At 71.9% G+C, this 25,585-nt stretch carries 24 protein-coding genes, 2 tRNA genes and 1 pseudogene; 17 read left to right on the forward strand and 10 right to left on the reverse strand.

From position 1 onward, the window contains the following. Nucleotides 1-18: 18 nt before the first annotated feature. Both ACFY8U_RS13920 and ACFY8U_RS13925 read right to left on the reverse strand, forming a co-directional pair. Nucleotides 19-540 carry an NUDIX hydrolase gene (locus ACFY8U_RS13920; protein ID WP_389569589.1) on the reverse strand — a complete coding sequence of 174 codons (522 nt, stop codon included), beginning with the start codon at nt 538-540 and terminating at the stop codon, nt 19-21. Continuing rightward, on the reverse strand, nt 537-1,976 hold the full coding sequence (locus ACFY8U_RS13925) for a zinc-dependent metalloprotease (protein ID WP_361606528.1): 1,440 nt from the start codon (nt 1,974-1,976) through the stop codon (nt 537-539). Before ACFY8U_RS13925 ends, ACFY8U_RS13920 begins: the two co-directional genes overlap by 4 nt. A 210-nt stretch (nt 1,977-2,186) precedes the next feature. On the opposite strand from ACFY8U_RS13925, the gene ACFY8U_RS13930 reads away from it, so the two are divergent. The 4 genes from ACFY8U_RS13930 to ACFY8U_RS13945 all read left to right on the forward strand — a co-directional run bounded on the left by ACFY8U_RS13930 (nt 2,187) and on the right by ACFY8U_RS13945 (nt 5,461). After that, nucleotides 2,187-3,296, forward strand: coding sequence for an SDR family oxidoreductase (locus tag ACFY8U_RS13930; RefSeq protein WP_389569592.1), 1,110 nt, complete (start codon nt 2,187-2,189; stop codon nt 3,294-3,296). Between the two features lie 78 nt (nt 3,297-3,374). Next, on the forward strand, nt 3,375-3,836 hold the full coding sequence (locus tag ACFY8U_RS13935) for a molybdenum cofactor biosynthesis protein MoaE (RefSeq protein ID WP_389569594.1): 462 nt from the start codon (nt 3,375-3,377) through the stop codon (nt 3,834-3,836). A 231-nt stretch (nt 3,837-4,067) separates the two neighbouring features. Then, nucleotides 4,068-4,298: a hypothetical protein gene (locus tag ACFY8U_RS13940; RefSeq protein ID WP_361668623.1), complete on the forward strand. Its 231-nt coding sequence runs from the start codon at nt 4,068-4,070 to the stop codon at nt 4,296-4,298. A gap of 74 nt (nt 4,299-4,372) precedes the next feature. Further along, a complete protein-coding gene (locus tag ACFY8U_RS13945) occupies nt 4,373-5,461 on the forward strand; it encodes a PDZ domain-containing protein (RefSeq protein WP_389569597.1) in 1,089 nt (362 codons plus the stop codon). A gap of 77 nt (nt 5,462-5,538) precedes the next feature. Here ACFY8U_RS13945 and ACFY8U_RS13950 read toward each other — a convergent pair whose 3' ends face one another. Continuing rightward, nucleotides 5,539-6,096, reverse strand: a complete 558-nt coding sequence (locus tag ACFY8U_RS13950; protein WP_361606516.1) for a PPA1309 family protein — start codon at nt 6,094-6,096, stop codon at nt 5,539-5,541. Nucleotides 6,097-6,232: 136 nt separating this feature from the next. On the opposite strand from ACFY8U_RS13950, the gene ACFY8U_RS13955 reads away from it, so the two are divergent. The 4 genes from ACFY8U_RS13955 (at nt 6,233) to ACFY8U_RS13970 (ending at nt 11,692) form a co-directional block, all read left to right on the forward strand. Next, on the forward strand, nt 6,233-9,214 hold the full coding sequence (locus ACFY8U_RS13955) for a UPF0182 family protein (RefSeq protein ID WP_361606513.1): 2,982 nt from the start codon (nt 6,233-6,235) through the stop codon (nt 9,212-9,214). A gap of 51 nt (nt 9,215-9,265) precedes the next feature. After that, nucleotides 9,266-9,339 (forward strand) — tRNA-Met (locus ACFY8U_RS13960). Between the two features lie 208 nt (nt 9,340-9,547). Beyond that, a complete protein-coding gene (locus ACFY8U_RS13965) occupies nt 9,548-11,572 on the forward strand; it encodes a tetratricopeptide repeat protein (protein WP_389569601.1) in 2,025 nt (674 codons plus the stop codon). Between the two features lie 46 nt (nt 11,573-11,618). Beyond that, nucleotides 11,619-11,692 (forward strand) — tRNA-Met (locus tag ACFY8U_RS13970). Between the two features lie 131 nt (nt 11,693-11,823). Here ACFY8U_RS13970 and ACFY8U_RS13975 read toward each other — a convergent pair. The 3 genes from ACFY8U_RS13975 to hisN form a co-directional block, all read right to left on the reverse strand. Next, on the reverse strand, nt 11,824-12,243 hold the full coding sequence (locus tag ACFY8U_RS13975; RefSeq protein ID WP_389569604.1) for a Fur family transcriptional regulator: 420 nt from the start codon (nt 12,241-12,243) through the stop codon (nt 11,824-11,826). A 199-nt stretch (nt 12,244-12,442) separates the two neighbouring features. Beyond that, nucleotides 12,443-12,844 carry a CBS domain-containing protein gene (locus tag ACFY8U_RS13980; RefSeq protein ID WP_361606507.1) on the reverse strand — a complete coding sequence of 134 codons (402 nt, stop codon included), beginning with the start codon at nt 12,842-12,844 and terminating at the stop codon, nt 12,443-12,445. A 179-nt stretch (nt 12,845-13,023) separates the two neighbouring features. After that, nucleotides 13,024-13,824 (reverse strand): histidinol-phosphatase, encoded by an 801-nt coding sequence (gene hisN, locus ACFY8U_RS13985; RefSeq protein ID WP_361643243.1) that lies wholly within the window; start codon nt 13,822-13,824, stop codon nt 13,024-13,026. 106 nt (nt 13,825-13,930) lie between these two features. On the opposite strand from hisN, the gene ACFY8U_RS13990 reads away from it, so the two are divergent. Next, a complete protein-coding gene (locus ACFY8U_RS13990; protein ID WP_389569609.1) occupies nt 13,931-14,614 on the forward strand; it encodes a TetR/AcrR family transcriptional regulator in 684 nt (227 codons plus the stop codon). Here the strand turns inward: ACFY8U_RS13990 and ACFY8U_RS13995 are convergent. The 4 genes from ACFY8U_RS13995 to ACFY8U_RS14010 form a co-directional block, all read right to left on the reverse strand. Continuing rightward, nucleotides 14,506-14,829, reverse strand: coding sequence for a multidrug efflux SMR transporter (locus tag ACFY8U_RS13995; RefSeq protein WP_361436452.1), 324 nt, complete (start codon nt 14,827-14,829; stop codon nt 14,506-14,508). The two genes, ACFY8U_RS13990 and ACFY8U_RS13995, sit on opposite strands and share 109 nt — an antisense overlap. Before the next feature lie 92 nt (nt 14,830-14,921). Next, on the reverse strand, nt 14,922-15,935 hold the full coding sequence (gene rsgA, locus ACFY8U_RS14000) for a ribosome small subunit-dependent GTPase A (RefSeq protein WP_361606498.1): 1,014 nt from the start codon (nt 15,933-15,935) through the stop codon (nt 14,922-14,924). 3 nt (nt 15,936-15,938) lie between these two features. Continuing rightward, entirely contained in the window at nt 15,939-17,267 is a 1,329-nt protein-coding gene (aroA, locus tag ACFY8U_RS14005; RefSeq protein ID WP_361436456.1) for a 3-phosphoshikimate 1-carboxyvinyltransferase, read from the reverse strand. 28 nt (nt 17,268-17,295) lie between these two features. After that, the gene (locus ACFY8U_RS14010) at nt 17,296-17,982 is read right to left on the reverse strand and encodes a M50 family metallopeptidase (RefSeq protein WP_361606495.1); all 687 of its coding nucleotides are present in this window, start codon (nt 17,980-17,982) and stop codon (nt 17,296-17,298) included. A gap of 50 nt (nt 17,983-18,032) precedes the next feature. Here ACFY8U_RS14010 and ACFY8U_RS14015 point away from each other — a divergent pair, with 50 nt between their 5' ends. The 8 genes and pseudogenes from ACFY8U_RS14015 (at nt 18,033) to def (ending at nt 25,562) form a co-directional block, all read left to right on the forward strand. Continuing rightward, nucleotides 18,033-18,848 carry an SOS response-associated peptidase gene (locus ACFY8U_RS14015; protein ID WP_389569612.1) on the forward strand — a complete coding sequence of 272 codons (816 nt, stop codon included), beginning with the start codon at nt 18,033-18,035 and terminating at the stop codon, nt 18,846-18,848. 38 nt (nt 18,849-18,886) lie between these two features. After that, nucleotides 18,887-19,522, forward strand: a complete 636-nt coding sequence (locus tag ACFY8U_RS14020; protein ID WP_389569615.1) for an alpha/beta family hydrolase — start codon at nt 18,887-18,889, stop codon at nt 19,520-19,522. 240 nt (nt 19,523-19,762) lie between these two features. Continuing rightward, nucleotides 19,763-20,419 carry a sigma-70 family RNA polymerase sigma factor gene (locus ACFY8U_RS14025; RefSeq protein ID WP_055641410.1) on the forward strand — a complete coding sequence of 219 codons (657 nt, stop codon included), beginning with the start codon at nt 19,763-19,765 and terminating at the stop codon, nt 20,417-20,419. Then, nucleotides 20,416-20,736, forward strand: a complete 321-nt coding sequence (gene rsrA, locus ACFY8U_RS14030) for a mycothiol system anti-sigma-R factor (protein ID WP_361606486.1) — start codon at nt 20,416-20,418, stop codon at nt 20,734-20,736. The genes ACFY8U_RS14025 and rsrA overlap by 4 nt, the downstream gene beginning before the upstream one ends. 143 nt (nt 20,737-20,879) lie before the next feature. Then, nucleotides 20,880-22,229 (forward strand): annotated as a pseudogene (locus tag ACFY8U_RS14035) (HD-GYP domain-containing protein); the annotation flags it as partial. A 272-nt stretch (nt 22,230-22,501) separates the two neighbouring features. After that, nucleotides 22,502-23,803 carry an HD-GYP domain-containing protein gene (locus ACFY8U_RS14040; RefSeq protein ID WP_389569617.1) on the forward strand — a complete coding sequence of 434 codons (1,302 nt, stop codon included), beginning with the start codon at nt 22,502-22,504 and terminating at the stop codon, nt 23,801-23,803. Between the two features lie 79 nt (nt 23,804-23,882). Beyond that, nucleotides 23,883-24,863: a hypothetical protein gene (locus ACFY8U_RS14045; RefSeq protein ID WP_260228954.1), complete on the forward strand. Its 981-nt coding sequence runs from the start codon at nt 23,883-23,885 to the stop codon at nt 24,861-24,863. 69 nt (nt 24,864-24,932) lie between these two features. Further along, the gene (def, locus tag ACFY8U_RS14050; protein WP_361436468.1) at nt 24,933-25,562 is read left to right on the forward strand and encodes a peptide deformylase; all 630 of its coding nucleotides are present in this window, start codon (nt 24,933-24,935) and stop codon (nt 25,560-25,562) included. The last annotated feature ends 23 nt before the right edge of the window (nt 25,563-25,585 follow it).

The raw sequence follows: 25,585 nt of genomic DNA on the forward strand, positions 1-25,585 counted from the left end.
GCCGTTCGTCACGCGCGCCTACAGGCGGGCGAGAGTGCCCTCCAGGAGCCGCACCACCGAGGCGTCGGCCACCGCGGCCACCTCGTCGTACGCGAACCAGCGCAGGTCCAGCGACTCCTCGCTGATCGCCGCCACCGCACCGGCGGGCGCCAGCGCCGCGTACTGCACGTCCAGATGCCAGTGGCACGGCGCCGGGATCGGATGCCGGTCGAGCCGCACAGGCCCGCCCCTCAGCAGCGTCAGACCCGGAATCCCGGACTCCTCCGTCGCCTCCCGGAGCGCCGCCTCCGCCAGCGTCGCGTCTCCCGGCTCGCAGTGGCCACCCATCTGGAGCCACATGCCGAGCTTCTTGTGCAGCGTCAGAAGAACCCGCCCGCGCTCCGGGTCCACCACCAGCGCGCTGGCCGTCAGATGCCCGGCCTCGCACGCCTTCCACATGCCGTCCTCATGCGCCGCGAGATGGTCCAGATAGAGCTCGCGCAGCTCGTCCTGGCTCTCGTACGACTTCAGTACGAGAACGGCGTCGTCGTGCAGGCTCACTTGGCGCTGTCGTCCTTGCCCTCGTCGTCGCCGTCCCCGCGGGCGGCCTCGCCGAGCATCTTGTCGATCTCCGAGAAGTCGAGGTGCTCGCGGTGGACGAAGCCGTCCGGGTCGTCCAGGTCGGACGCCGTCGGCAGCATGTCCGGGTGTTCCCAGAGGTCGTCACGGCCGTCGACCCCGCGCGCGTCCGTGAGCGAGGCCCACAGGCGCGAGGCGTCCCGCAGCCGTCGCGGACGCAGTTCGAGACCGATCAGCGTGGCGAAGGTCTGCTCGGCGGGGCCCCCGCTCGCCCGGCGCCGGCGCAGCGTCTCGCGCAGCGCGTCCGCCGAGGTCAGCCGGGACTTCGCGGCCTCGTGGACCACCGCGTCCACCCAGCCCTCGACCAGCGCGAGCGCCGTCTCAAGGCGGGCCAGCGCGGCCTTCTGCTCCGGCGTGTCCTCGGGCTGGAACATGCCCTGCTGGAGCGCCTCCTGAAGCTGCTCCGGGTGCGTCGGGTCGAGCTGACCCACCGCCTCCTCCAGCTTCGACGTGTCGACCTTGATCCCACGGGCGTAGCCCTCGACCGCGCCGAACAGATGCGAGCGCAGCCACGGCACATGGGCGAAGAGCCGCTGGTGGGCGGCCTCGCGCAGGGCCAGGTAGAGCCGGACCTCGTCCTTCGGGACGCCCAGGTCCTTGCCGAACGTCTCGATGTTCAGCGGCAGCAGCGCCGCCTTGCCGGCCGGGCCCAGGGGCAGACCGACATCCGTCGAGCCGACGACCTCACCCGCGAGCGCGCCGACGGCCTGCCCGATCTGCTGGCCGAACATGGCGCCGCCCATCGACCGCATCATGCCGATCAGCGGGCCCGCCATGGCCTGCATCTCCTCGGGCAGCACATCGCCCATCGCCGTGCCGACCCGCTCGGCGACCGGGTCGACCAGCTGCTGCCAGGCCGGCAGCGTCGCCTCGACCCACTCCGCGCGGCTCCACGCCACGGCCGTGTTCGCCCCGGAAGGCAGCGACGTCACACCGTCGAGCCACAGGTCGGCCAGGCGCACGGCCTCCTCGACCGCGGCCTTCTCCGCCGGACCCACGCTGGCGTCCTTGGTGCCGTCGGCCGTGCCCTGGGCGACCACCTGGCGCGCGATCTGCTTGGCCATGTCCCAGTTCACCGGACCGCCCTCGTACGAGAGCATCTGGCCGAGCTGCTGGAAGGCGGCGCCCAGGTCGTTCGGGTTCAGCGAGCCGAACATCGCCGCGAACGGGTTGTCCGCGCCACCCGGACCGCCCATACCCGGCAGACCGCCGAAGCCGAACGGATTGGCCCCGAACGGGTTGCCGCCACCCTGGCCACCGGACCCCTGGCCACCTCCGGCGGGGTCCTTCTTCTTGCCCTCGTCGCCGTCTTCCGGCTCCTCCGGCGGAAGGCCGAATCCGAATGGGGAGTCACTCACAGGTTTCCTCGGCTCGTAGGGCCGCCGGATTCCTTCCGACGGCGGCTTTCCTGGCTCGGCTCGATGCCCGGCTGCACACCACCAGCGTAGACATCCGGGCCGGATCTGGGCTCGGTGCTCCGCCGGGCCGTGGCCTGCGGCAGGATGGACGCCACCTGGTACGTACGCGTCATTCGGGTACGTACTGAAGACAACCGCTGGAGACGCCCGGTGAGTTCCCCAGATCCTCAGGTTCGCGCAGCGCGAAACATCTCGACCCGGCCCGCCGGGCGCGGCCCCGTGGTCGCGGTCACGGGCGCCGCCTCCGGGGTCGGCGACCTGCTGACCAGGCGCCTCGCCGCGTCCGATGAGATCAAGCAGGTCATCGCGATCGACGAGCGCCGCGGCGAGGTCTCCGAGGCGCAGTGGCACATCCTCGACGTCCGCGACCCGGCGATCGCCGAGAAGCTGCGCGGCGCCGACGTGGTCGTGCACCTCGCCGTCGACCTCGACCTGGAATCCGACGCGGCCGCCCGAACGGCCTACAACGTGCGCGGCGCGCAGACCGTCCTCACGGCGGCCGCGGCCGCGGGCGTGCGCCGGGTGGTGCTCTGCACCTCCGCGATGGTCTACGGCGCACTGCCCGACAACGACATCCCGCTCTCCGAGGACGCCGAGCTGCGGGCGACCGCCGAGGCCACCGGCGTCGGCGACATGCTGGAGATCGAGCGGCTCGGCCGCCGCGCGCCCCGCGCCCACCCCGGCCTCCAGGTCACGGTCGTCAGGCCGGCGGTCCTGGTGGGCGGCACGGACACGGCCCTGACCCGCTACTTCGAGTCGCCCCGCCTGCTCGTCGTGGCCGGCTCCCGCCCCACCTGGCAGTTCTGCCACGTCGAGGACCTGGTCAGCGCGCTGGAGTACGCGGCGCTCGAGAAGGTCGACGGGGAGTTCGCGGTCGGCTGCGACGGCTGGCTGGAGCAGGAGGAGGTCGAGGAGCTCTCCGGGATCCGGCGCATGGAGCTGCCCTCGGCGGTCGCCCTCGGTGCGGCGGCCCGGCTGCACCGGATCGGGCTCACCCCGTCCCCGGCCGGGGACCTCGCGTACACGATGCACCCGTGGGTGGTCAGCGTCGGACGGCTGCACGACGCGGGCTGGCGGCCGACATGGACCAACGAGGAGGTGCTCGCCGCGCTCCTGGAGGAGGTCCAGGGCCGGCACACCGTCGCGGGCCGCCGGCTCGGCCGCAAGGACGCGACGGCGGCGGGAGCGGCCGGTGCGACGGTGGCGCTGCTCGGCACGGCGGCGCTGGTACGCCAGATGCGGAAGCGGCGCGGCATGTAGGACCCTCCTACGGAGGCTCGGGTCCACCGGTGGAAAGCGCTATTCCGCGATGTCCGTGCGGTACGGCACCATGGGCGCATGGCACGCACCCATGACCACCCCGGCGAGCAGACCGCGGCGGACCCGATCAAGCTCCTCGCGATCCGTGACACCCCGCTCTCGGTCGACGAGGTCTTCCGGGCCGTCGGCGACGACGCGGCGGGCGGCATGACGCTCTTCGTCGGCACGGTGCGCAACCACGACGGCGGCGCGGACGTCGACGCGCTCGGGTACTCCTGCCACCCCTCCGCCGAGGACGAGATGCGCCGGGTCGCCGAGAAGGTCGTCGCCGACTATCCGGTCCGCGCGCTGGCCGCCGTCCACCGTGTGGGCGATCTGACGGTCGGCGATCTCGCGGTCGTCGTCGCGGTCTCCTGCCCGCACCGCGGCGAGGCCTTCGAGGCCTGCCGCAAGCTCATCGACGACCTCAAGCACGAGGTCCCCATCTGGAAGCACCAGAAGTTCTCCGACGGCACTGAGGAGTGGGTCGGGGCCTGCTGAGCCTCGCGCACAGGCCTGGGCCCCCCCGGACGGAGTCTGGGGGAGGGTGGGCGCCTGCTGAGCCTCGGGCACAGGCGGGCTGTGCAAGGCGCCGCGCCGACGTCCCGTAGCCGAACGCCCCGATTTGCGTAACCGGCCCCCCGGCAGCAGCGTTGATGCTGCAGATCGTTAGTCTGCTGATCGACCGGTCACGGTCGGTTGCGGTCGCTCATTTGGGGATGGGAGGTCGGGATGGCAGCGCTCGCCTGGTTGCTGATTCCGCTTTTCGCAGTCGTCGGCGCGGCGATATGGGGAAGCTGGGCCCAGCGGAACAAGACCATCGGAGACGTCGCCGAGCTCGCCGGCTACGCACGGTTCAGGGACGCCATGGAGCGGACCCACGCGGGCCTCGAAGTCGCCGAACGCGATCTGGCTCCGGCCGCACCCTCGTCCCCCGTTCGCAGTAGTCACGTCTCCGGCTGAGTTCCCCCCGCCGACCGCCTCGTACGGACCCGCCCCACGGGTGCACTCACAGGCCGGTCCCGTACTGTCGTTCCATGCCACGCCGCACTGCGACGATGCTCGCCTCCACTCTGGTCCTGATCACCCTGCTCTGTGTGGGCGTCCTTGTACCGGTGCCGTACGCGGAGATGAGCCCCGGCCCGACGGTCAACACCCTCGGGGAGGCCGCGGGCGAACCCGTCCTGCAGATCTCGGGTCGCAAGACGTACCCGACCGACGGGCATCTCAACATGACGACCGTCCGCGTCACGAGCGCGGACTACCGGATGAACGTGGTCGAGGCCGTCTATGGCTGGCTCGCCCACGACAACGTGGTCGTCCCCAAGGAGACCCTCTACCCGGACGGCAAGACCGAGGAGGAGTCGACCCAGGAGAACGCCGAGGAGTTCAGCCAGTCCCAGGAGAGCGCCAAGGTCGCCGCCCTCGGTGAGCTGGGCATCCCGGTGACCACCCGGGTCGTCGTCGCCTCCGTCGTCAAGGACAGCCCCGCCCAGGGGCAGCTGCATGCCGGGGACGTCATCAAGGCCGTGGACGGTGTGCCGGTGAAGGAGCCCGGAGACGTCGCCAAGCAGGTGACCACGCACCAGCCGGGCGAGAAGGTCGTGTTCACGATCGTCCCCACCAAGGAGGCCGAGGCGGCGGAGAAGGCGGGCAAGGAGCCCACCGCCACCGAGAAGGTCACCGTCACGACGGTGAAGTCCCAGGAGGGCGACCGGGCGATCGTCGGCATCCAGGCCGGAACCGACCACGTCTTCCCGTTCACGATCGACATCAAGCTCGCCGACGTCGGCGGCCCCAGCGCCGGACTGATGTTCGCGCTCGGCATCGTCGACAAGCTGACGCCCGAGAGCCTCACCGACGGCAAGTTCGTCGCCGGAACCGGGACCATCGACGAGAAGGGCCAGGTCGGCCCGATCGGCGGCATCGAGATGAAGCTCGTCGGCGCCCGCAACGCCGGAGCCGAGTACTTCCTCACCCCGGCCGACAACTGCGCGACCGCCGCCTCCGACATCCCCGACGGCCTCACCCTGATCAAGGTGAACACCATCGACGACGCGACGAAGTCGCTGGAGAAGCTCCGCAACGGCGACACGAAGAACCTGCCCAGCTGCTCGAAGAGCTAGGACGGTCCGTACGGACGAAGGGGGGCGCCCCGGTCACGGACCGGGGCGCCCCCTTCGTCACGCGTACGCGGCCGGCCTCAGCCCTCGAAGGTCGCCGCCAGGGCCTCCGCGAGCCCCGGCACCAGGTCCGCGCCGGTCAGCACTTCGTTCGGCGAGTCCTTCTCGCGCAGCCGGATCGCCGCCTCCCGCGCGCCGTTACGGAGCACGGCCACGGTCATCCGGACCTCCTGGCGGTCGGGGTGCCGGGCCACCCACTTCGCCAGAGCGGCCTCGTTCAGGCCCTCCGGCACGGAGGCCTCGGCCGACGGCGGGAGCATCAGCCGCTCCACGGTCAGTGCGCAGCCGACCACGGCGTCCGGCCAGGCGATGGTGCCGAGGAACTCGTCGAGAGGCTTCCCCTTCGGCAGTTCCTCCTGCTCGATGGGGGTGTAGGCGGCGGCCGCCTCGTCGTTCTCGAGGCCGAGCTGGGAGGCGAGTCCCGGCTCCTGGGCACGCAGTCGGGCGGTGTCGACCAGGGCGAAGAGCCGGGCCGGACGGTCCCAGCCGAGGCCGGAGGCGTACTCGTCGATCTCGAGCACCGCGCGGGTGAGGGGGCTCGCGGCCATGGGGGTGCCGGAGGGGGAAACGTTGGACATGGACAACATCCTGCCTCCTCTTCCCCCGAAGACGGGAACTAGGTAAAGCCTCAGTAAGTTGCACCAGTGGGCTCTACGATCGCGGGGCCTGCTTTATCGACGCATCAACCTCGAGGGGCGCACGTTGGCTTTCCAGATGCCGGACCGCGGAGGCGGCGGAGGTCCGTCCGGGCCAAGGATCAGAGTCGGCCGGCCGTCCCGGCGGGCCCGCACGCTGCTCATGACCCTGGGTGTGCTGGCCGTCCTGGCCATGGCGTTCGTCATGTTCGCCGGGTTCTGGACGGACTGGCTCTGGTACCGCTCCGTCCACTACTCGTCCGTGTTCACCACCACGCTGTGGACCAAGATCGGCCTGTTCGCCGTCTTCGGTCTGCTCATGGCGCTCGCCGTCGGGTTCAACATCTGGCTGGCGTACCGCCTCCGGCCGCCGCTGAGCGCGATGTCGCTGGAGCAGCAGAGCCTCGACCGGTACCGGATGGGTCTGGCGCCCTACAAGAAGTGGGTGCTCCTCGCGATCACCGCACTTGTGGGCCTGATCGCCGGCGCCTCGGCCTCCGGCCAGTGGCGGACCTGGCTCATGTGGGTCAACGGCGTGCCCTTCGGCCAGAAGGACCCCCAGTTCCAGCTGGACGTGTCGTTCTACGCCTTCGACCTGCCCTGGTACCGCTCCATGCTGGCGTTCGGCTTCGCCGCCGCCATCCTGTCGCTGGTGGCCGCCGCCCTGACGCACTACCTGTACGGCGGCCTGCGCGTCACCAGCCCCGGTGCCCGTGCCACCGCCGCCGCGACGGGCCACCTGTCGGTGCTCCTCGGCGTCTTCGTCTCCCTCAAGGCCGTGGCGTACTGGCTCGACCGGTACGGCCTCGCCGTGAAGTCCAGCGACTTCAAGGCCGCCGGCAACTGGACGGGTCTGCGGTACGTCGACGCCAACGCGTACCTCCCGGCGAAGACGATCCTGTTCTGCATCGCCGTGATCTGCGCCGTGCTCTTCTTCGCGACCCTGTGGCGCCGCACCTGGCAGCTGCCGGTGATCGGCTTCGGCCTCATGGTCCTGTCGGCGATCCTGATCGGCGGCCTGTACCCGGCCATCGTGCAGAAGTTCCAGGTCCAGCCGAACGAGCAGGCCAAGGAAGCGCCGTACATCCAGAAGAACATCGATGCCACGCGCAAGGCGTACGCCATCGACTCCACCGAGCCGGAGAACTACTCGGGCAAGTCCACGGTCAAGGCCAAGGACCAGCTCCGGGCGAACTCCGACACGGCGGCCAGCTACCGGCTGATCGACCCGAACATCGTCTCGCCGACGTTCCAGCAGCTGGAGCAGAAGCGGAAGTACTACCAGTTCCCGACGACCCTCGACGTCGACCGCTACAAGGGCCAGGACACCGTCGTCGGCCTGCGTGAGCTCAACATCAAGGGCATCCCGAAGCGGAACTGGATCAACGACCACTTCACGTACACCCACGGCTATGGCGCGATCATGGCCGCGGGCACGCAGACGGACGCCAACGGCTCCCCGGTCTTCACCGAGGCCGGCCTGCCGACCACGGGCATGCTCGGCCCGTACCAGCAGCGGATCTACTACGGCGAGAAGACCGACCAGTACTCGATCGTCGGCGGGCCGCAGAAGGAGCTGGACTACGAGGAGAACGGCGAGAAGACCACCAGCTACGAGGGCAAGAGCGGGGTCAACCTCTCCAACACCTTCAACCGCGCCGCGTACGCGGTCGCCTTCAGCGAGCCGCAGATCCTCTACTCGGGGGCCATCGGCGAGGGCTCGCGGATTCTCTACAACCGCACGCCCAAGGAGCGCGTCGAGGCGGTCGCACCCTGGCTGACCATCGACGGCGACGCCTACCCGGCCGTCGTCGGCGGCAAGATCCAGTGGATCGTCGACGCGTACACGACCACCAACGGCTACCCGTACGCCTCGCGCACCACGCTCGGCGACACCACGGCGGACTCCCTGACCGTGGGCAACCAGCAGCGCGCGGTGGTGGCCCAGCAGAACCAGGTCAACTACATCCGCAACTCGGTGAAGGCCACCGTCGACGCCTACGACGGCACGGTGACCCTCTACCAGTGGGACACGGAGGACCCGGTCCTCAAGACGTGGATGAAGGCGTTCCCGGACACCGTGCAGCCGCGTGCGGCGATCAAGCCCGACTTGATGCAGCATCTGCGGTACCCGCAGGACATGTTCAAGGTCCAGCGCGAACTGCTCACCCGGTACCACGTGAAGGACCCGGCGCAGTTCTACAGCGGTTCGGACGCCTGGCAGGTGCCGGACGACCCGACCAACAAGGACGGCAACGCGGTCCCGCCGTACTACCTGAGCATGAAGATGCCCGGGGACAAGCAGCAGCAGTTCTCGCTCACGACGACGTTCACCCCGAACGGGCGGCCCAACCTGGGCGGCTTCATGGCGGTCGACGCCGACGCGGGCAGCAAGGACTACGGCCGCATAAGGCTGTTGAGAGTCACCTCCGAGGTCCCAGGACCCGAGCAGGTGCAGAACAAGCTCAACAGCCTCCCGTCGGTGGCGACTTTCGTCCGGGACATGAAGGGCGCCGACTCCGACATCCAGTACGGCAACCTGCTCACGGTGCCGCTCGACGGCGGCTTCCTGTACGTCGAACCGGTCTACGCCCAGGGCCGCAACGCGCACTACCCGCTGCTGAAGAAGGTCGCGGTGTCGTACGTGGACGCGGACCAGCCGGACGGTGACACGACCAAGGACACCACGGTGTTCGAGGACAACCTCACCGCCGCCCTGAATGCGGTCTTCGGGGTGGACGGCGCCACACCGCCCGAGCAGCCCGAGGAGCCGGGTACCAAGCCGCCGACGACGCCGACCACGAACGACGCGGCGCTGAAGCAGGCCATCGCCGATGCGCAGAAGGCGATGGACGACGGTGAGGCGGCTCTGCAGAAGGGGGACTGGACCGCCTACGGCAAGGCCCAGGACGCCCTGCAGGACGCCCTCCAGCGGGCCGCGGAGGCGGGCGCGAAGCTGCCCTCGACGGACCAGAAGCCGGGCGGAACGGAGCCGAAGCCGGGGGCGACCCCGTCGACCGAGCCGACGCCGTCCTCGAGCGCGAGCCCACCGGCCGGCTGATCGCCGTGGTCGGGAGCCACCCCGCGTCGTGATACCTTTGAGGAACAACGACGCGGGGTGGAGCAGCTCGGTAGCTCGCTGGGCTCATAACCCAGAGGTCGCAGGTTCAAATCCTGTCCCCGCTACTGAAGATTAGGGCCCGGATCCTTCAGGATCCGGGCCCTTGTCGTGCCTCCCCGAGGGGGCGCGCGACGCCCCGAAGAGCGGTGGGGATGGGGCGAGTTGGGGTGAGTCGTGTTTGACTTATCTCTCTGTGGGCATGTCGACAAAACGCTGAAGTGACCTCACTGGCTGCGGTATACCAGGTGTACGCGCGTTGCGGGTGGTGCGACGATGGTTTTTATGGGGGACAGGGCAACTCTGTTGGAGACAGGGCGGTTTGTGCAGCGGCACGCGCGACGTGCCGCGGATGACATCATCGAGGCCGCGGTGGCCGTCGATGCCGCCGTCGACACCACCGCCGACACGGAGACCGAGAGCGACACGGAGACCGAGGCACGCCACCGTCGCGCCGCCGAGAACGGCGATGCCGCGTCCATGAGCGTGCTCGGCGCGCTGCTGCTGCGCCGGGGCGACCTCGACGGCGCCGAGCCCTATCTGCGCGGCGCGACGGCCGCGGGGGACCGCGCCGCCGCCAACAACCTGGGCGTCCTGCTGCACCAGCGCGGCTACGCGGAGGAGGCCGCCGGCTGGTGGCGGGTCGCCGCCGTCGCGGGCTCCGCTCCCGCCGCCCACGCACTCGGCCGCCACCACCGCGAGCGTGGCGACGAGCCCGCCGCCGAGTACTGGCTGCGCCAGTCCGCCGAGCAGGGCCACGCCCTGGGCGCGTACGCCCTCGCCGACCTCCTGGAGCACCGCAGCGACGTCGGCGCCGAGCGCTGGCTCCGCGCCGCCGCCGAACAGGGCCACCGCGAGGCCGCGTACCGCCTCGCCCTGGCCCTGGAGCGGCGCGCGACGGAGACCGACAGCCCGGCCCGCCTGAGCGGCACGGCAGGGGCTACGGCCCCGGCCACGGGCCCCGGCACGGCCCCGGCGCCCGCTGCGTCCGCTGCGGCCGCAGGCGCGGCCTCCCGTGGCGATGCCGCCCGCGGCACGAGCGCCGGTACGGCGAACGCCCCCGCGGCCGGTGCCTCCGCCCCGCCCGCCGGCGAGCTCGGCGAGGCCGAGCAGTGGTTCCGGCAGGCGGCCGCCCGGGGGCACCGCCGGGCCGCGCTGCACCTCGGCGCGATCCTGGAGAAGCGCGGCGAACTGAAGGAGGCGGGCCGCTGGTACCTGAGCTCGGCCAAGGAGGGCGAGGCCAAGGCCGCCTGCGCGCTCGGCTTCCTGCTGCGTGACGCCGGGGACGAGGAGAGCGCCGCCGTGTGGTGGCTGCGCGCCGCCCAGGACGGCGACGGCAACGCCGCCAACGCGCTCGGCGCCCTGCATGCCGCCCGCGGCGAGCAGCAGACCGCGGAGCGCTGGTACCGCGCCGCCATGGACGCGGGCGACGTCAACGGGGCGTACAACCTCGGGCTGCTCTGCGCCGCCCAGGACCGCAACCAGCAGGCCGAGCAGTGGTACCGCCGCGCCGCCTACGCGGGGCACCGCGAGGCCGCCAACGCGCTCGCCGTGCTCCTCCTCCAGGCCGGCGACGCGAACGGCGCCGAGCCCTGGTTCTCCAAGGCCGCCGAGGCCGGCAGCGTCGACGCCGCCTTCAACCTCGGCATCCTCTACGCGGGTCGCGACGACGACCGTACGGCGCTGAGCTGGTACGAGCGCGCGGCGGCGGCCGGGCACACCGAGGCCGCCCTCCAGGTCGGCATCGCCAGCCTGCGCGACGGCGACGAGCAGACCGCCGAGCGCCATCTGCGGTGCGCCGCGGGCGGCGGCAGCGCCGAGGCGGCGTTCCGGCTCGCGAGCGTGCTCGACGCTCGTCGCCCCGAGCCCGGCCCGCCCGCGCTCGGCGCCCCGCGCGAGGAGAAGACCGAGTGCGAGGAGTGGTACGAGCGCGCCGCCCAGCAGGGGCACCGGCGCGCCCAGGTGCGGGTGGGCATGCTGGCCGCGGCCCGCGGTGACGTGGCGGAGGCGGCCCACTGGTACCGGGAGGCCGCGGAGGCGGGCAGCCGCAACGGCGCCTTCAACCTCGGTCTGCTCCTGGCCCGCGAGGGCAGCGAGCGCGAGGCGTCTCTGTGGTGGACCCGCGCCGCCCGTGCCGGGCACGGCCGTGCCGCGCTGCGGCTCGCGCTGCTCGCCGCACGGCGTGGAGAGCTGACGGAGGGCCGGCGCTGGTGCGCGCGGGCCGTGGAACTCGGTCCGGCGGAGGTGGCCGAGCGGGCCGCGCGTCTGAGCGAGGCGCTGCACCAGGAGCTCACCGCTTAAGGGATTTGCGCTGGTCGTGGCCGTCCCGTAGGGTTGTGTTCACCGACGCGGGGTGGAGCAGCTCGGTAGCTCGCTGGGCTCATAACCCAGAGGTCGCAGGTTCAAATCCTGTCCCCGCTACTCAGTAACAGCGAAGGCCCGGATCCAGTCACTGGATCCGGGCCTTCGTCGTGTGCGCGTTCACCCCGGCAGCCGGCGGGCGCACGAAGAAGCCCCCCACCGAGGTGAGGGGCTTCAGTGGCGCGTCGTACTCAGGCGATCGTGGCGCAGTTCGGGCAGAGGCCCCGGTAGGTGACCTCGACGTCGGAGATCGTGAAGCCGAAGCGCTCCGAGTCCGGGAGGTCCGCCAGCGGGTTGCCGGAGGGATGGACGTCACGGATCGCGCCGCAACCGCCGCAGACCAGGTGCTGGTGCGGGCGATGGGCGTTCGGGTCGTACCGCTTGGCGCGACCGTCCGTCGCGACCTCCATCACCTCGCCGAGCGTGACCATCTCGCCCAGCGTGTTGTAGACGGTCGCCCGGGAGATCTCCGGCAGCCGCTCCACGGCACGGGCGTGGACCTCGTCGGCGGTCAGATGGACATGATCTCCGTCGAGGACCTCGGCCACGACGCGCCGCTGCGCGGTCATTCGCCAGCCGCGGCCGCGCAGACGTTCCAACAGGTCACTCATAGGAGCCAGAGTAACAGCGGGGGTCCAAGATCCCGAACGGGTGTGACTTTGGATGCCTGCTTGACTTAGACATTGTCTATCATGGGATCGACCGGCAAGCGGCTGGAGGCCGCGGTCCAGGCCCTGCGTGGCCGAGGGTGCGCTTGTCGGTGAAGAGGGAGAGGACCGGGACGCGATCGCGTCCCGGTCCTCTCTCGTGTCAGCTGGCCATGGTCGTCGCGTGGCGGTGTGCCGGGGTCCAGCAGCGGATGATGTCGCGTACGGAGACGATGCCCACCGGCCCGTGTCCGTCGAGGACGACGAGGTGGCGGAAGCCCCCGTGGGTCATCGCGGCGGCCGCCTCCTCCAGGGTCCAGGTGGGGGCGGCGAAGACGACGTCGGTGGTGGTGTGGAAGCCCGCGGTCTCGTGGTCGGGGTTCTGGCCTGCGCCGATCGAGTTGAGGATGTCGCGTTCGGTGAGGATTCCGAACCCGCCGGCATCGGTGTCGTGGACGACCGCCGCGCCGACGCGGCGCGCCGACATCAGCCGAGCGGCCTGGCGGAGGGTGTGGGCGGGGCCGATGGTCAGGACCACCGTGCTCATGGCGTCACGGACGAGCATGAAGGGAGCCACCTCCTCGGTGATTCGTTCCCGCTTTCAACGAGAACGAATTCACAAGTTCACAAGTGGGGGGACTCTCAGAGTCGCAGCGGGCCGAGGGCCTGACAAGGGGGCGCGCGAGGCGGCCTGAGGGGGTGCGCGAGGTGCCGCGAGGCGCCCCCTCGGGCCGGCCGGGTGCGTCAGCTCTTCTGGTTGAGGTAGCTCAGCAGTTCGCCGTGGAGCAGACCGTTCGACGCCGCCGCGTTGCCGCTGTGCGGACCGTGCCGGCCGTCGAGGCCGGTGAACGTGCCGCCCGCCTCCTGGACCACGATCGCCGTCGCCGCCATGTCCCAGAGCGACAGCTCCGGCTCGGCGCAGAGGTCCACGGCGCCCTCGGCGACCATCATGTACGGCCAGAAGTCGCCGTACGCCCGGGTCCGCCAGCACGCGCGCGTGAGGTCGAGGAAGCCGTCCAGGCGGCCCCGCTCCTCCCAGCCGCTGAGCGAGGAGTACGCGAACGAGGCGTCACCGAGGTCGGCGACCTTCGAGACCTGGAGCCGTGTCGCCGAGGTCAGGCTGCGGCCCGTGTACGCCCCCGCGCCCTTCGCCGCCCACCAGCGGCGCCCGAGCGCCGGTGCCGACACCACGCCCACCACCGGCTGGAAGCCGGTGTCGCCGGCCTCCATCAGCGCGATCAGGGTCGCCCAGACCGGCACCCCGCGCACGTAGTTCTTCGTGCCGTCGATCGGGTCGATCACCCAGCGGCGCGGGCCCGTGCCCTCCACGCCGTACTCCTCGCCGAGGATCGCGTCGCGCGGCCGCGCCCGCTGCAGCTGACCGCGGATCAGCTCCTCGGCGGCCTTGTCCGCCTCGCTCACCGGCGTCATGTCCGGCTTCGTCTCGACCTTCAGGTCGAGCGCCTTGAACCGGTCCATGGTGGCCGCGTCGGCGGCATCCGCGAGGACATGGGCGAGACGCAGATCGTCGTGGTAGTCGGCCATGGTCGAAACTCTATCCCTCGAAGGGACGTGGCCCCACGGGAGCCCTTGACAGTGCGTGGCGGCCCGTCAACTCTGAGCGCAGAACCGTTCTGGCCGGGAGGCGACGATGCCGACTGCCCGTGAGGCCCTGCTGGATGCCGCCCTCGCGTCGCTCTCGGGGCTGCCCTGGTCCGCGGTCCGGATGGTCGACGTCGCCTCCGCCGCGGGCGTCTCCCGGCAGACCCTCTACAACGAGTTCGGCAGCAAGGAGGGCCTGGCCCGCGCGCTGGTACGGCGCGAGGCCGACGCGTACCTCCAAGGCGTCGAACGGGTCCTGGCCGCACCCTCCCCCGGATCTCCGGGGGGACCCCCGTCGCCCCGGCGCAACCTCGCCGCCGTCGCCGAGTGGACCGTCACCCAGGCCTTCACCCGGCCCGTTCTGCGGGCCCTGCTCACCGGCTGCTGGGGGGAGCGGCTCCCCGTGCCCCGCCCGGCCAGGGCCGGATCACGCGCCTCCGCCGTGCCCGCGCAACGCCGTGCCGACGCGGGCGTACCGTCCCCCACCGACCTCCTCGGCCTCGCCCGCGACCGCGCCGCGGCGGCGCTCCAGGACCGTGACGGAGACGTGCGGAACTCCTGCGAGATCGTCCTGCGGCTCGCGCTCTCCTACGTCGTCGCCCCGGCGCCCGTCTGCGGGGAGGGTCAGTGCGCCGATCCCGAGAGCTGGAGTCCGACGACACCGACGATCACCAGCGTGATCGACACGATCTTCAGGGTCGACACGACGTCACCGAGGAAGACCATCCCGTAGATCGCGGTCCCGGCCGCGCCGATGCCGGTCCACACCGCGTACGCGGGACCCACGTCCAGCTTCCGCAGCGCCAGCGTCAGAAGTCCGAAGCTGCCCAGGGCGAAACAGGCGAACGCGATCGTCGGCCACAGCCGGGTGAACCCGTGCGAGAGCTTCAGGCAGACCGCGAATCCCGTTTCCAGGAATCCGGCGACCACCACGAGCAGCCACGCCATTGTCAGTGCCTCCCACGCCGTAGGTGACTGCTTCGTCGCACTTGGTGCGATTATGCACTTACCGGCGGCGGTGGGGAGCAAACGTGCGCGAGTCAGTCACCCTCGCGTCGCTCCCGGGTCGCGAGCAGCCGCCGCAGCGAGTACAGCCGCGCCGGGTCCGCGTGCCCCTCGGCCACCCACGCGTCCAGCGCGCAGTCCGGCTCGTCGTGGCTGCAGGCCCGCGGACAGTTCTCCGTGCCGGGTACGAGATCGGGGAAGGCGAGGATCACCCGGGACGGGTCGACGTGGTGGAGGCCGAAGGAGCGCACGCCCGGGGTGTCGATCACCCAGCCGCCCTCCTTGTCGTTGAGCGGGAGGGCCAGCGCCGAGGTCGTGGTGTGCCGGCCGCGCCCCGTCACCGCGTTGACATGGCCGGTGCTCCGCCGCCGGTCCTCCGGGACCAGGGCGTTGACCAGGGTCGTCTTGCCGACACCGGAGTGCCCGACGAACGCGGTGGTCCGCCCCTTGAGGTGCTCGTGCACCCGCTCGGCCGCGACCCCGTCCACGAACTCGTCGCGCGTGGTGACCACGTACGGCACACCCAGCGCGCCGTACATCTCCAGGAGTTCGTCGGGCTTCGCCAGGTCCGACTTCGTCAGGACCAGGAGCGGGGTGAGCCCGCCGTCGTACGCGGCGACCAGACAGCGGTCGATCAGCCGGGGGCGCGGCTCGGGGTCGGCGAGCGCGGTGACGATCGCCAGCTGGTCGGCGTTGGCGACGACCACCCGCTCGAACGGGTCGTCGTCGTCGGCCGTGCGGCGGAGCACGGAGCTGCGCTCACCGATCCGTACGATCCGGGCCAGCGTGTCCTTCTCGCCGGACAGATCGCCCACGATCGAGACCCGGTCGCCGACGACCGCGGCCTTGCGGCCCAGCTCGCGCGCCTTCATCGCCAGGACGATCCGGTCGTCGACGAGACACGTGAGCCGGCCGCGGTCCACGGTGAGGACCATGCCCTCGACCGCGTCCTCGTGCTTGGGACGGATGCTGGTACGGGGGCGGTTGCCCTTGCGGTTGGGCCGCTGGCGGATGTCGTCCTCGTCGGTGTGCTTGCCGTAGCGCCGCATGGCTCAGACTCCGAGCATTTCGGTCCACATCCTGGGGAAGTCGGGCAAGGTCTTGGCCGTCGTCGCCACGTTCTCGATCTCCACACCCTCGACCGCGAGGCCGATGATCGCGCCCGCGGTCGCCATCCGGTGGTCGTGGTACGTGTGGAAGACCCCGCCGTGCAGCGGGCGCGGGCGGATGAGCAGCCCGTCCTCGGTCTCCGTCACATCGCCGCCGAGCTCGTTGATCTCCTTGGTGAGCGCGGCCAGCCGGTCCGTCTCGTGGAGCCGCAGATGCGCGACGCCGCGCAGCGTCGAGGGCGAATCGGCGAGCGCCGCGACCGCCGCGATGCCGGGCGTCAGCTCGCCGACCTCGCTCAGGTCCACGTCGATGCCGTGGATCCGGCCGGTGCCGGTGAAGGTGAGCCCCGCCTCGGTCAGCTCGCAGGAGCCACCCATCTCGGTGAAGATCTCCCGCAGCGCGTCACCGGGCTGGGTGGTCCTGGACGGCCAGTCGGGGACCGTCACCCGGCCTCCGGTGACCAGGGCCGCGGCCAGGAACGGCTGAGCGTTCGACAGATCGGGCTCGACGGTCAGGTCACGGCCGAGCAGGGCGGAGGGGGAGACCCGCCAGACGTTCGGCTCGCCGCCGGTCTCCGGCTCGTCGACCTGGGCGCCGACCACCCGGAGCATGTCGACGGTCATCCGGATGTGCGGGAGGGAGGGGAGCTTCGCGCCCACATGACGTACCTCCACCCCCTGGTTGAAGCGGGGCGCCGAGAGCAGCAGGGCGCTGACGAACTGGGAGGACGAGGAGGCGTCGATCTCCACCGGGCCGCCGTCCAGCGCCCCGCCGCCGTGCACGGTCATCGGCAGCGCGCCACGCCCGTCGTCGTCGATCCGGGCTCCGAGCACGCGCAGCGCGTCGATCACCCCGTGCAGCGGACGCTCGTGGGACCGCGCGTCGCCGTCGAAGTGCACCGGGCCGTCGGCGAGGGCCGCGACCGGCGGCAGGAAGCGCATGACCGTGCCGGCGTTGCCGACGTCCACGGTCGCCGGGCCGTGCAGCCCGGCCGGGATGATCCGCCAGGCCTCGCCCGTACCGTCCGGGCCCACGCCCTCCTCGATCTTCACGCCCAGCGTGCGCAGGGCCTCCGCCATGAGGAGCGTGTCGCGGGAGCGCAGCGGGCGGCGCAGCCAGCCCGGCTCGGCGGCGAGCGCGGCGAGGACCAGACCGCGGTTGGTGACCGACTTCGATCCGGGCACGGTGACGGTCGCGTCGACGGCACCGCTCGCATAGGGGGCGGGCCAGAGGTCGGTGTGCAGGTCGGAGTGCGGGGAGGTATCGGTCATGCCCTCACTTTAGTGGGGCACGCGGCGGCTACAGCCCCAGCAGCCAGCGGCCTCCGCCGATCAGGGAGCAGATCGCGACCGCGTGGAAGAAGAAGAGCCAGAGCGCCGGGTGGACATGGGTGAGCCGCGCGAGCTGGTCGGCGTCCGAGTCCGGAGCCCCGCCGTGGCGCCGCTTGCCCTGCAACTCGAAGACCGGGCGCACCCCGCCGAGGAGCAGGAACCAGACGACGGAGTACGCGAACGCCGACTGGACGTCCGGACCGGTGAGCCAGGAGACCAGCAGGAACGCGGCGCCCGTCAGCAGGACGGTGAAGATCCCGTACGCGTTCCGGACCATCACCAGCATGGCCAGGAGCAGCGCGGTCGCCACCCAGAGGAGCAGGGTGATCCGGTGGTCGGCGAGGAGCCAGGCGCCGCCCAGGCCGAGCAGCGGGGCGGCGGTGTAGCCGGCGGCGGCGGTGAGGATCATGCCGATGCCGGTGGGGCGGCCGCGCGAGACGGTCAGCCCGCTGGTGTCCGAGTGGAGCCGGATGGACTGGAGCCGGCGGCCGGTGAGGAGCGCGATCAGACCGTGGCCGCCCTCGTGGGCGATGGTGACGGCGTTCCGCGAGAGCCGCCATATCGCGCGGGGGACGGTGGCGAGGAGCGCGGCCACGCCGGTGACGATCACCAGCCACTCTTCCGGGGCGGGCTGTGTACCGAGGACTTCGGTCATTTCTGGACTGGCTCCTCGGACGGGATCGGGGTCGTGGCAGTGTGGCACGTATGTGCGGACGGTATGCAGCGAGTCGTCGGCCCGAGGACCTGGTGCGGATCTTCGAGGTCGAGAAGTGGGAGCCCGAGGAGACCCTGGCTCCCGACTGGAACGTGGCCCCGACCAAGGAGGTCCACGCGGTACTGGAGCGTCCTCTCAAAGACGCGGATTCGCCGCGGCCGGTTCGCCAGCTGCGGACACTGAAGTGGGGCCTCGTGCCCTCCTGGTCGAAGACGCCGGAGGGCGCCGCCCGGATGATCAACGCGCGGGCGGAGACGATCGCCGAGAAGCCGTCCTTCAAGCGGGCCTTCGCCGCGCGCCGGTGCATCCTGCCCGCTGACGGCTACTACGAGTGGGTCACCGGGGCAGGGGAGCGCGAGCTGGAGGTCGAGGGGAAGAAGAAGCGGACGCGGAAGCAGCCGTACTTCGTCACCCCCGCGGACGGATCCGTCTTCGCCATGGCGGGCCTGTACGAGTTCTGGCGCGACCGCACCCTGCCCGACGACCATCCGGCGGCCTGGTGGGTGACGTGCTCGGTCGTCACGACGGAGGCGGAGCAGGGACCGCTCGGCGTGGCCCCCGAGGAGGGCCCCCACTCGCTGGCCGCCATCCACCCCCGGATGCCGCTCATGCTCACCCCGGACCGCTGGGACGCCTGGCTGGACCCGCGGCGCACGGACATCGAGGAGCTCAAGGGGCTCCTCGACGCACCGCGCGAGGGGCTGATGCGGGCGTTCCCGGTCGCGACGGCGGTGAGCAACGTCCGCAACAACGGGCCTGAGCTCTTGAAGGAACTGGACGGCCCGGAGGTCGGCACGCTGTTCTGAGCACGGCCGGGGACGTCCCCGCGCGGCAGGATGGGGGCGTGACCAAGAGCGAGATCGTTCCGACCGACGCCGGGGACGCCCGGATCACCTGGTACCCCGGGAAGAAGCCATGGGCGGTGCTCGCCCTCAGCCATGGGGCCGGGGGCGGGATCGAGGCGCGCGACCTCCAGGCCCTGGCGGGGGCGCTGCCCGGGCAGGGAGTGACCGTCGCGCTCGTCGAGCAGCCGTGGCGGGTCGCCGGGAAGAAGGTGGCGCCGGCGCCGAAGACCCTGGACACCGGCTGGCGCGGGATCTGGCCCGCTCTCGCCGGGCCCGGCCTCCCCGTGATCGCCGGCGGCCGCAGCGCCGGGGCGCGGGTCGCCTGCCGGACCGGGAAGGAGCTCGGCGCCGCCGCCGTCCTGGCGCTGAGCTTCCCACTGCATCCGCCGGGCAGGCCCGAGAAGTCCCGGGCCGCCGAACTGCTCGGGACCGGCCTGCCCACCCTCGTCGTCCAGGGCGGCAACGACTCCTTCGGGAAGCCCGGGGAATTCCCCGAAGGGCCGTACCGGCTCGTCGAGGTGCCGTACGGCGATCACGGCTTCGCCACCGCCAAGCGCGCCCCCGTGACACCGGAAGGGACCCTCGCGCTCATCGTCGACGAGGTCACTTCGTGGGTCGCGTCACTCCGCTCCTGAGGGCGGGAATGCTGAGCGTGCGACCACGGTTGTGCCCCATGTCGGTGTGAGAGCAAGGAAGAGGGAGTCCGTCGCATGGGTTCGACCATCTGCCCCGAGCGCGCGCAGGCCGCTGACCTCGACTGGACAGTGCTGCCCGCTCCCAAGACCGCCCCTATTCGGGCGGCGGGCGGAGCGGTTCCTCGTCTATCCTCCGAATCGAGCGGGTCCGCGTTCGGATTCGCCGCAGCGCTGGAGGAGGTGGGTCCGGTCACTGGGACCGACACAGGGACCGACGACGGCCCCGAGGAGACGACCGCGGAGCGCAACGCGCGCTTCGAGCGGGACGCCCTCGGATTCCTCGACCAGATGTACTCCGCCGCGCTGCGCATGACGCGCAATCCCGCGGACGCCGAGGACCTGGTGCAGGAGACGTACGCCAAGGCGTACGGCTCGTTCCACCAGTTCCGCGAGGGTACGAATCTGAAGGCGTGGCTGTACCGCATCCTCACCAACACCTTCATCAACTCGTACCGCAAGAAGCAGCGCGAGCCCCAGCGCAGCGCCGCCGAGGAGATCGAGGACTGGCAGCTCGCCCGAGCCGAGTCGCACATGTCGACCGGACTGCGCTCCGCCGAGTCGCAGGCCCTCGACCACCTGCCGGACTCCGACGTCAAGGAAGCGCTTCAGGCGATCCCCGAGGAATTCCGCATCGCCGTCTATCTCGCGGATGTCGAGGGCTTTGCGTACAAGGAGATCGCGGACATCATGGGGACACCCATCGGTACGGTGATGTCCCGACTGCACCGGGGCCGCCGCCAGTTGCGCGGCATGCTCGAGGACTACGCCCGCGACCGCGGGCTCGTTCCCGCGGGCGCCGGAGAGTCGTCGAACGATCTGAAAGGCTCGGGCTCATGAGCTGCGGAGAGCCGCACGAGACGGATTGCTCAGAGGTCCTGGATCATCTCTACGAGTTCCTCGACCGAGAGATGCCCGACAGTGATTGCACGAAGTTCGAGGTGCACTTCGAGGAGTGCTCCCCGTGCCTGGAGAAGTACGGCCTGGAGCAGGCGGTGAAGAAGCTCGTCAAGCGCTGCTGCGGCAGTGACGACGTGCCCACCGATCTGCGGGCCAAGGTGATGGGCCGCATCGACCTGATCCGCTCGGGCCAGGCCGTGCCCGAGCAGGACGTCACGGCGACCGCTCAGGACGTCACGGCGACCGCTCAGGAGTAGCCCCGCGCGTCGACGAAGGGCCGCCGTGAAGTGATCACGGCGGCCCTCGCGCATACATCAGCTTGTATCACCCGATGGTGCGAATCGGCCGCCGTGGCCCCGCGCGCCCCGCTCAACTCGCTAGCGTGACAGGCGTGATGGGCCTGATGGTGATTCCGCGAGCGGCACGCGTGTACATCGGCTGCGCCCTCGTCGGCGCCGTCGGCTGCGCGCTGCCCGCGCTGCGCCCCGGCACGCCCACCCCCTGGAGCGCCGTCGCGCTCCTCGCCGGGCTGTACGCCCTGTGCGAGCTCCCCGCCCGCTGCCCGATCCTCGGCCGGCTGCTCGGTGGCGCCACAGGGTCCATGGGCGCCGGCTCCTTCTTCCCCGTCCTGCTCGCCTCGGCGCTGCTCCTCCCGCCCTCCGCCGCCGCGCTCACCGCGCTGCCCGGAGCGCTGGTCGCCCGCGTCGAGCAGCGGCCGGCCGGGGTACGCCGGATCTGGCGGACGTCCCAGCTCCTGATCGCCGTCTGGACCGCCGCGCTCGTCGCGGAGACCCTGGGCCGGGACGAGGCCCTCGGAAAGGGAACGCACACCCCCGACTTCCCGTACGCCCTGTTCCCGGCCGCGGCCTCCGCGCTCACCTTCTGCCTGGTCCTCACGGCCCTCGACGGCGGGATCCGGATCGCCGCCGAAAGGATCCCGCCGCGCACGGCCTGGCGGGGGCAGCTCGGCCGCGCGCTCGCCCCGTACGCGGTGCACGGCCTCGCCGGGCTGATGATGGCGGTGCTCTGGCGCAGCACGTACGGCCCCGTCGCCGCGCTCTTCGTCCTGCTGCCGATGCACATCTCCTGCTGGGTCTTCGCCCAGTACCACCGCGAACGCGGCGCGCACCAGGCGACGATCCGCGCCCTCGTGCAGGCCGTCGACATCAAGGACAAGTACACCCGCGGGCACAGCGAACGGGTCGGCCGGGCGTCGGCGCTGATCGCCCATGAACTGGGCATGGCGGAGGAGCGCCTGGAGATCCTCCGCTTCGCGGGGATCCTGCACGACGTGGGCAAGCTCGGGGTACCGACCCGGGTGCTGCGGAAGGACGGGCCGCTGACCCCGGAGGAGCGCCGGATCATCGAACTGCATCCGGAGTACGGACACGAGATGGTCCGGGGCATCGGCTTCCTCGGAGAGGCGCGGGCGGCGATCCTGCACCACCACGAGCGGATGGACGGCAGCGGATACCCGTACGGGCTCAGCGGGAGCCAGATCCCCGAGTTCGCCCGGGTGGTGGCGGTCGCCGACGCCTTCGACGCGATGACCTCGACCCGGTCCTACAGCCGCGCCCGTCCGGTGGCGACGGCGGTGGCGGAGCTGGAACGGTGCGCGGGTACGCACTTCGACCCCCGGATGGTGGGTGCGCTGGTCCGCGCGCTCGACCGGCACGGCTGGCAGACGACGGTCACGGCCGACGAGCCCGACCCGGCGGGCACGGCCGCCCCACCGTCGCGCAGGCCCGCACCGAGCGCGAGCCCGTCCCCGGCCCGCGCAGGGGCCGCGGCCGCCGCCGCGCGGGCGCACGGCGTCACCGCTCCCGGCGGCCCGCCCGGAAACGTTCCGCCCGCGCGTCTCCCCGTCGCGGCGCCGAAGACCGTGCGGGCGCCTCGGGCGGAGGCCGGACCGCCGCCCGCGCCCGACGGGGGCGCCGCCCCCGGCGGCCGCGCGGCGCTCCCGGCACGGCGCCCCGGCGCCCGCGTCGCGCCCCACGCGCGCGTGCCCCCCGGCGGCCGTGCGTGAGCCGGCCCGGACGACTCACCCTCGGCGCGGTCCACGGCGCCGCGCTCGTGCTCACCGGCGCCGGCTTCGGTTTCACGCTCTGGAACGGGGTCAGCGATCCGGGGAACGCCCTCGCGTTCGGCGTCCTCATCGCCGTCGGCGAGCTCACCCGCTGGGGCGCCCCGCCGGGGGGCGGGGCATCCCCCGGGCTCGGCGAGACGCGGGGACGCGAGCCCGCGCCGCTCGCCGCCGCCGGAGCTTTCGCGTACGCCCTCCTCGGCGAACAGGCCGGGCACGCCACCGCCCACGGCGTCCTCCAGATCATCGCCGTCGTCGTCGCCGGCGGGCTCGTCGGGACCGTCCCGCACATCGCCCGCGGCAAGGAACCCGACCTCGACCACCAGGCCCGCCGCATCCTCACCGTCGGCTTCGCCGCCCTCTGCTTCCAGCCGCTCTACAACTCCGGCGAGGTCACCGCCCGCCTCGGCCACGGCCCCGCCTACGCCCTCTTCCTCGCGCTCCTCCTCGTCCTCACCGCCCTGTGCGGCGCCGTCCTCGCCGCCCTGATGCTCCGCGCCCGCACCGGCTTCCCGTACGGTCCCCTGCTCCGCGACGAGCTCCGCGCCCTGATCGGCATCGGCTCCGCCGTCTGCGCCACCGGTGCCGTCATGGCCCTCGGCGTGGCCGCCGCCGGGCTCTGGGCCCTCCCCGTCTTCTGCGTGCCGCTGCTGCTCACCCAGGTCTCCTTCCGGCGGTACGAGGCCGTACGCGCCACCAACCGGCAGACCATCGCCTCGCTCGCCCGCGCCACCGAGATCGCCGGCTGCACCTCACCGGGGCACGCCCGCCGTGTCGCCGCGCTCAGCGGCGCCGTCGGCCGCGAGCTGGGCCTCTCCGGGCCCGACCTGACCGTCCTGGAGTACGCCGCCCTCATGCACGACATCGGGCAGCTCTCCCTCGTCGACCCCGTCCCCGACGGCGCCACCGCCCTCCTCCCGGCCGAGGAGCAGCGCCGGATCGCCCTCCTCGGGGGCGCCGTCGTCCGCCAGACCGGCGTCCCCGCGGCCGTCGCCGTCGTCGTGGAGCGCCAGGCCGACCCGTACCGCGACCAGCCCCTGCCCGCCCGGATCGTCCGGACCGTCAACGCCTACGACGACCTCACGGGCGCCGACGCCGGGGCCGCCGGGTCGCTCGCCGCCCTCGAACGACTCCGCTTCTCCACCGCCCGCGACCACCATCCCGAGGTCGTCGAATCCCTCGCCAGGGTCCTCGCGCGAGGCGGTGTGACCGGGGGCATCGCCCCCGCCCCTCCTGGGTAACCCATGGGTAATGAGCGCGCGTCCAACCGGGCATGGTTGGATGCGAACAAGAGGGTGAAGCGACCGGCAGGCGGGAATCGTGAGGATCTTCGGGAAGGTACGGCATCGGCCCTCCGCCTCGTGGCGGCAGGCCACCGACCGCGCGTTCACGCTGATCGGCGACGGCCGGTACGAGGACGCGGGCGCGCTCCTGACGCGCGCGGCGGACCTGGAGCCCTGGCTCTCGGAGTCCTGGTTCAACCTGGCGCTGCTGCACAAGTTCCGCCACGACTGGGAGCAGGCGCGGGCCGCCGGGCTGCGCGCCGTCGCGCTCCTCGACAAGGAGACCGGCGCCCCCGACTGGTGGAACGTCGGTATCGCCGCCACCGCGCTCCAGGACTGGCCGCTGGCCCGCCGCGCCTGGCAGGCGTACGGCCTGAAGGTGCCCGGAGCCTCCGCCGGGACAGGTGAGCCCGCCGGGATGGAGCTGGGCAGCGCGGCCGTCCGGCTCTCGCCGGAGGGCGAGGCCGAGGTCGTGTGGGGCCGCAGGCTGGACCCGGCCCGTATCGAGGTCCTCTCCATCCCGCTGCCGTCCTCCGGCCGCCGCTGGGGCGAGGTCGTCCTCCACGACGGCGTGCCCAACGGCGAGCGCACGACCAGCGCCGGCCCGTCGTATCCCGTCTTCGACGAGATCGAGCTCTGGGCGCCCTCGCCCGTCCCCACCTGGGTGGTCCTCCTGGAGGCCGCCACCGAGGCCGACCGGGACGCCCTGGAGCAGCTCGCCGCCGACGCCGGTTTCGCCGCGGAGGACTGGTCCTCGTCGGTCCGGCTGCTCTGCCGCGCCTGCTCGGAGTCGACGATGCCCAGCGCCGAGGGAGAGGGCGAGCACCTTGACCCGCACGACCACAGCGAGCCGGGCCACCCCGGCCCGCTCGGCCACCGCTCGCCCGGCGAGCTCTGGGTCCCCGAACGGGAGTGCGGGATCGCCGCGCCCGTGGGTCTGGTCCGCGGCCTGCTGGACGGCTGGGTGGCGGACAGCCCCGACAGCCGTGAGTGGCGGGATCTCGAAGAGGTCTGCTGAACTGCCCGGATCCTGCCCTTAGGCTGTACGGGACCATCGACTGGGGTTCTGAGGAAGGCGTGCGGCGGAATGGCGCAGCAGGAGACTGACGAGCAGATCAACGACGGTTTCGTCGTCGACACGGAGGACTGCGAGGCGCGCGAGCTCGCGTACCGCGAGCGCGGTACGGCGCGCCCGATCACGGTCGTCGGCAACCCGGTGCTCCACCGGGAGTGCAAGGACGTCACGGAGTTCGACGACACGCTCGCGGCGCTGATCGACGACATGTTCGCCAGCCAGAAGGCCGCCGAGGGCGTGGGCCTGGCCGCGAACCAGATCGGCGTCGACCTGAAGGTCTTCGTCTACGACTGCCCCGACGACGAGGGCGTCCGCCACACCGGCGTCGTCGTCAACCCGGTGCTCCAGGACCTGCCGGCCGACCGTCGCAATCTGGACGACTCCAACGAGGGCTGCCTCTCGGTCCCGACCGCGTACGCCTCGCTGGCCCGCCCGGACTACGCCGAGGTCCACGGACAGGACGCCCAGGGCAACCCGATCAAGGTCCGGGGCACCGGCTACTTCGCGCGCTGCCTCCAGCACGAGACGGACCACCTGTACGGCTTCCTGTACATCGACAAGCTCTCCAAGCGCGACCGCAAGGACGCCCTGCGCCAGATGGAAGAGGGCACCCCGCGCTACGAGACGGTCCCCAACGACTGACCTCGGCGTACGGCGAAGGGCCC

Source organism: Streptomyces sp. NPDC012508 (assembly GCF_042902595.1).
Classification (GTDB): Bacteria; Actinomycetota; Actinomycetes; order Streptomycetales; family Streptomycetaceae; genus Streptomyces.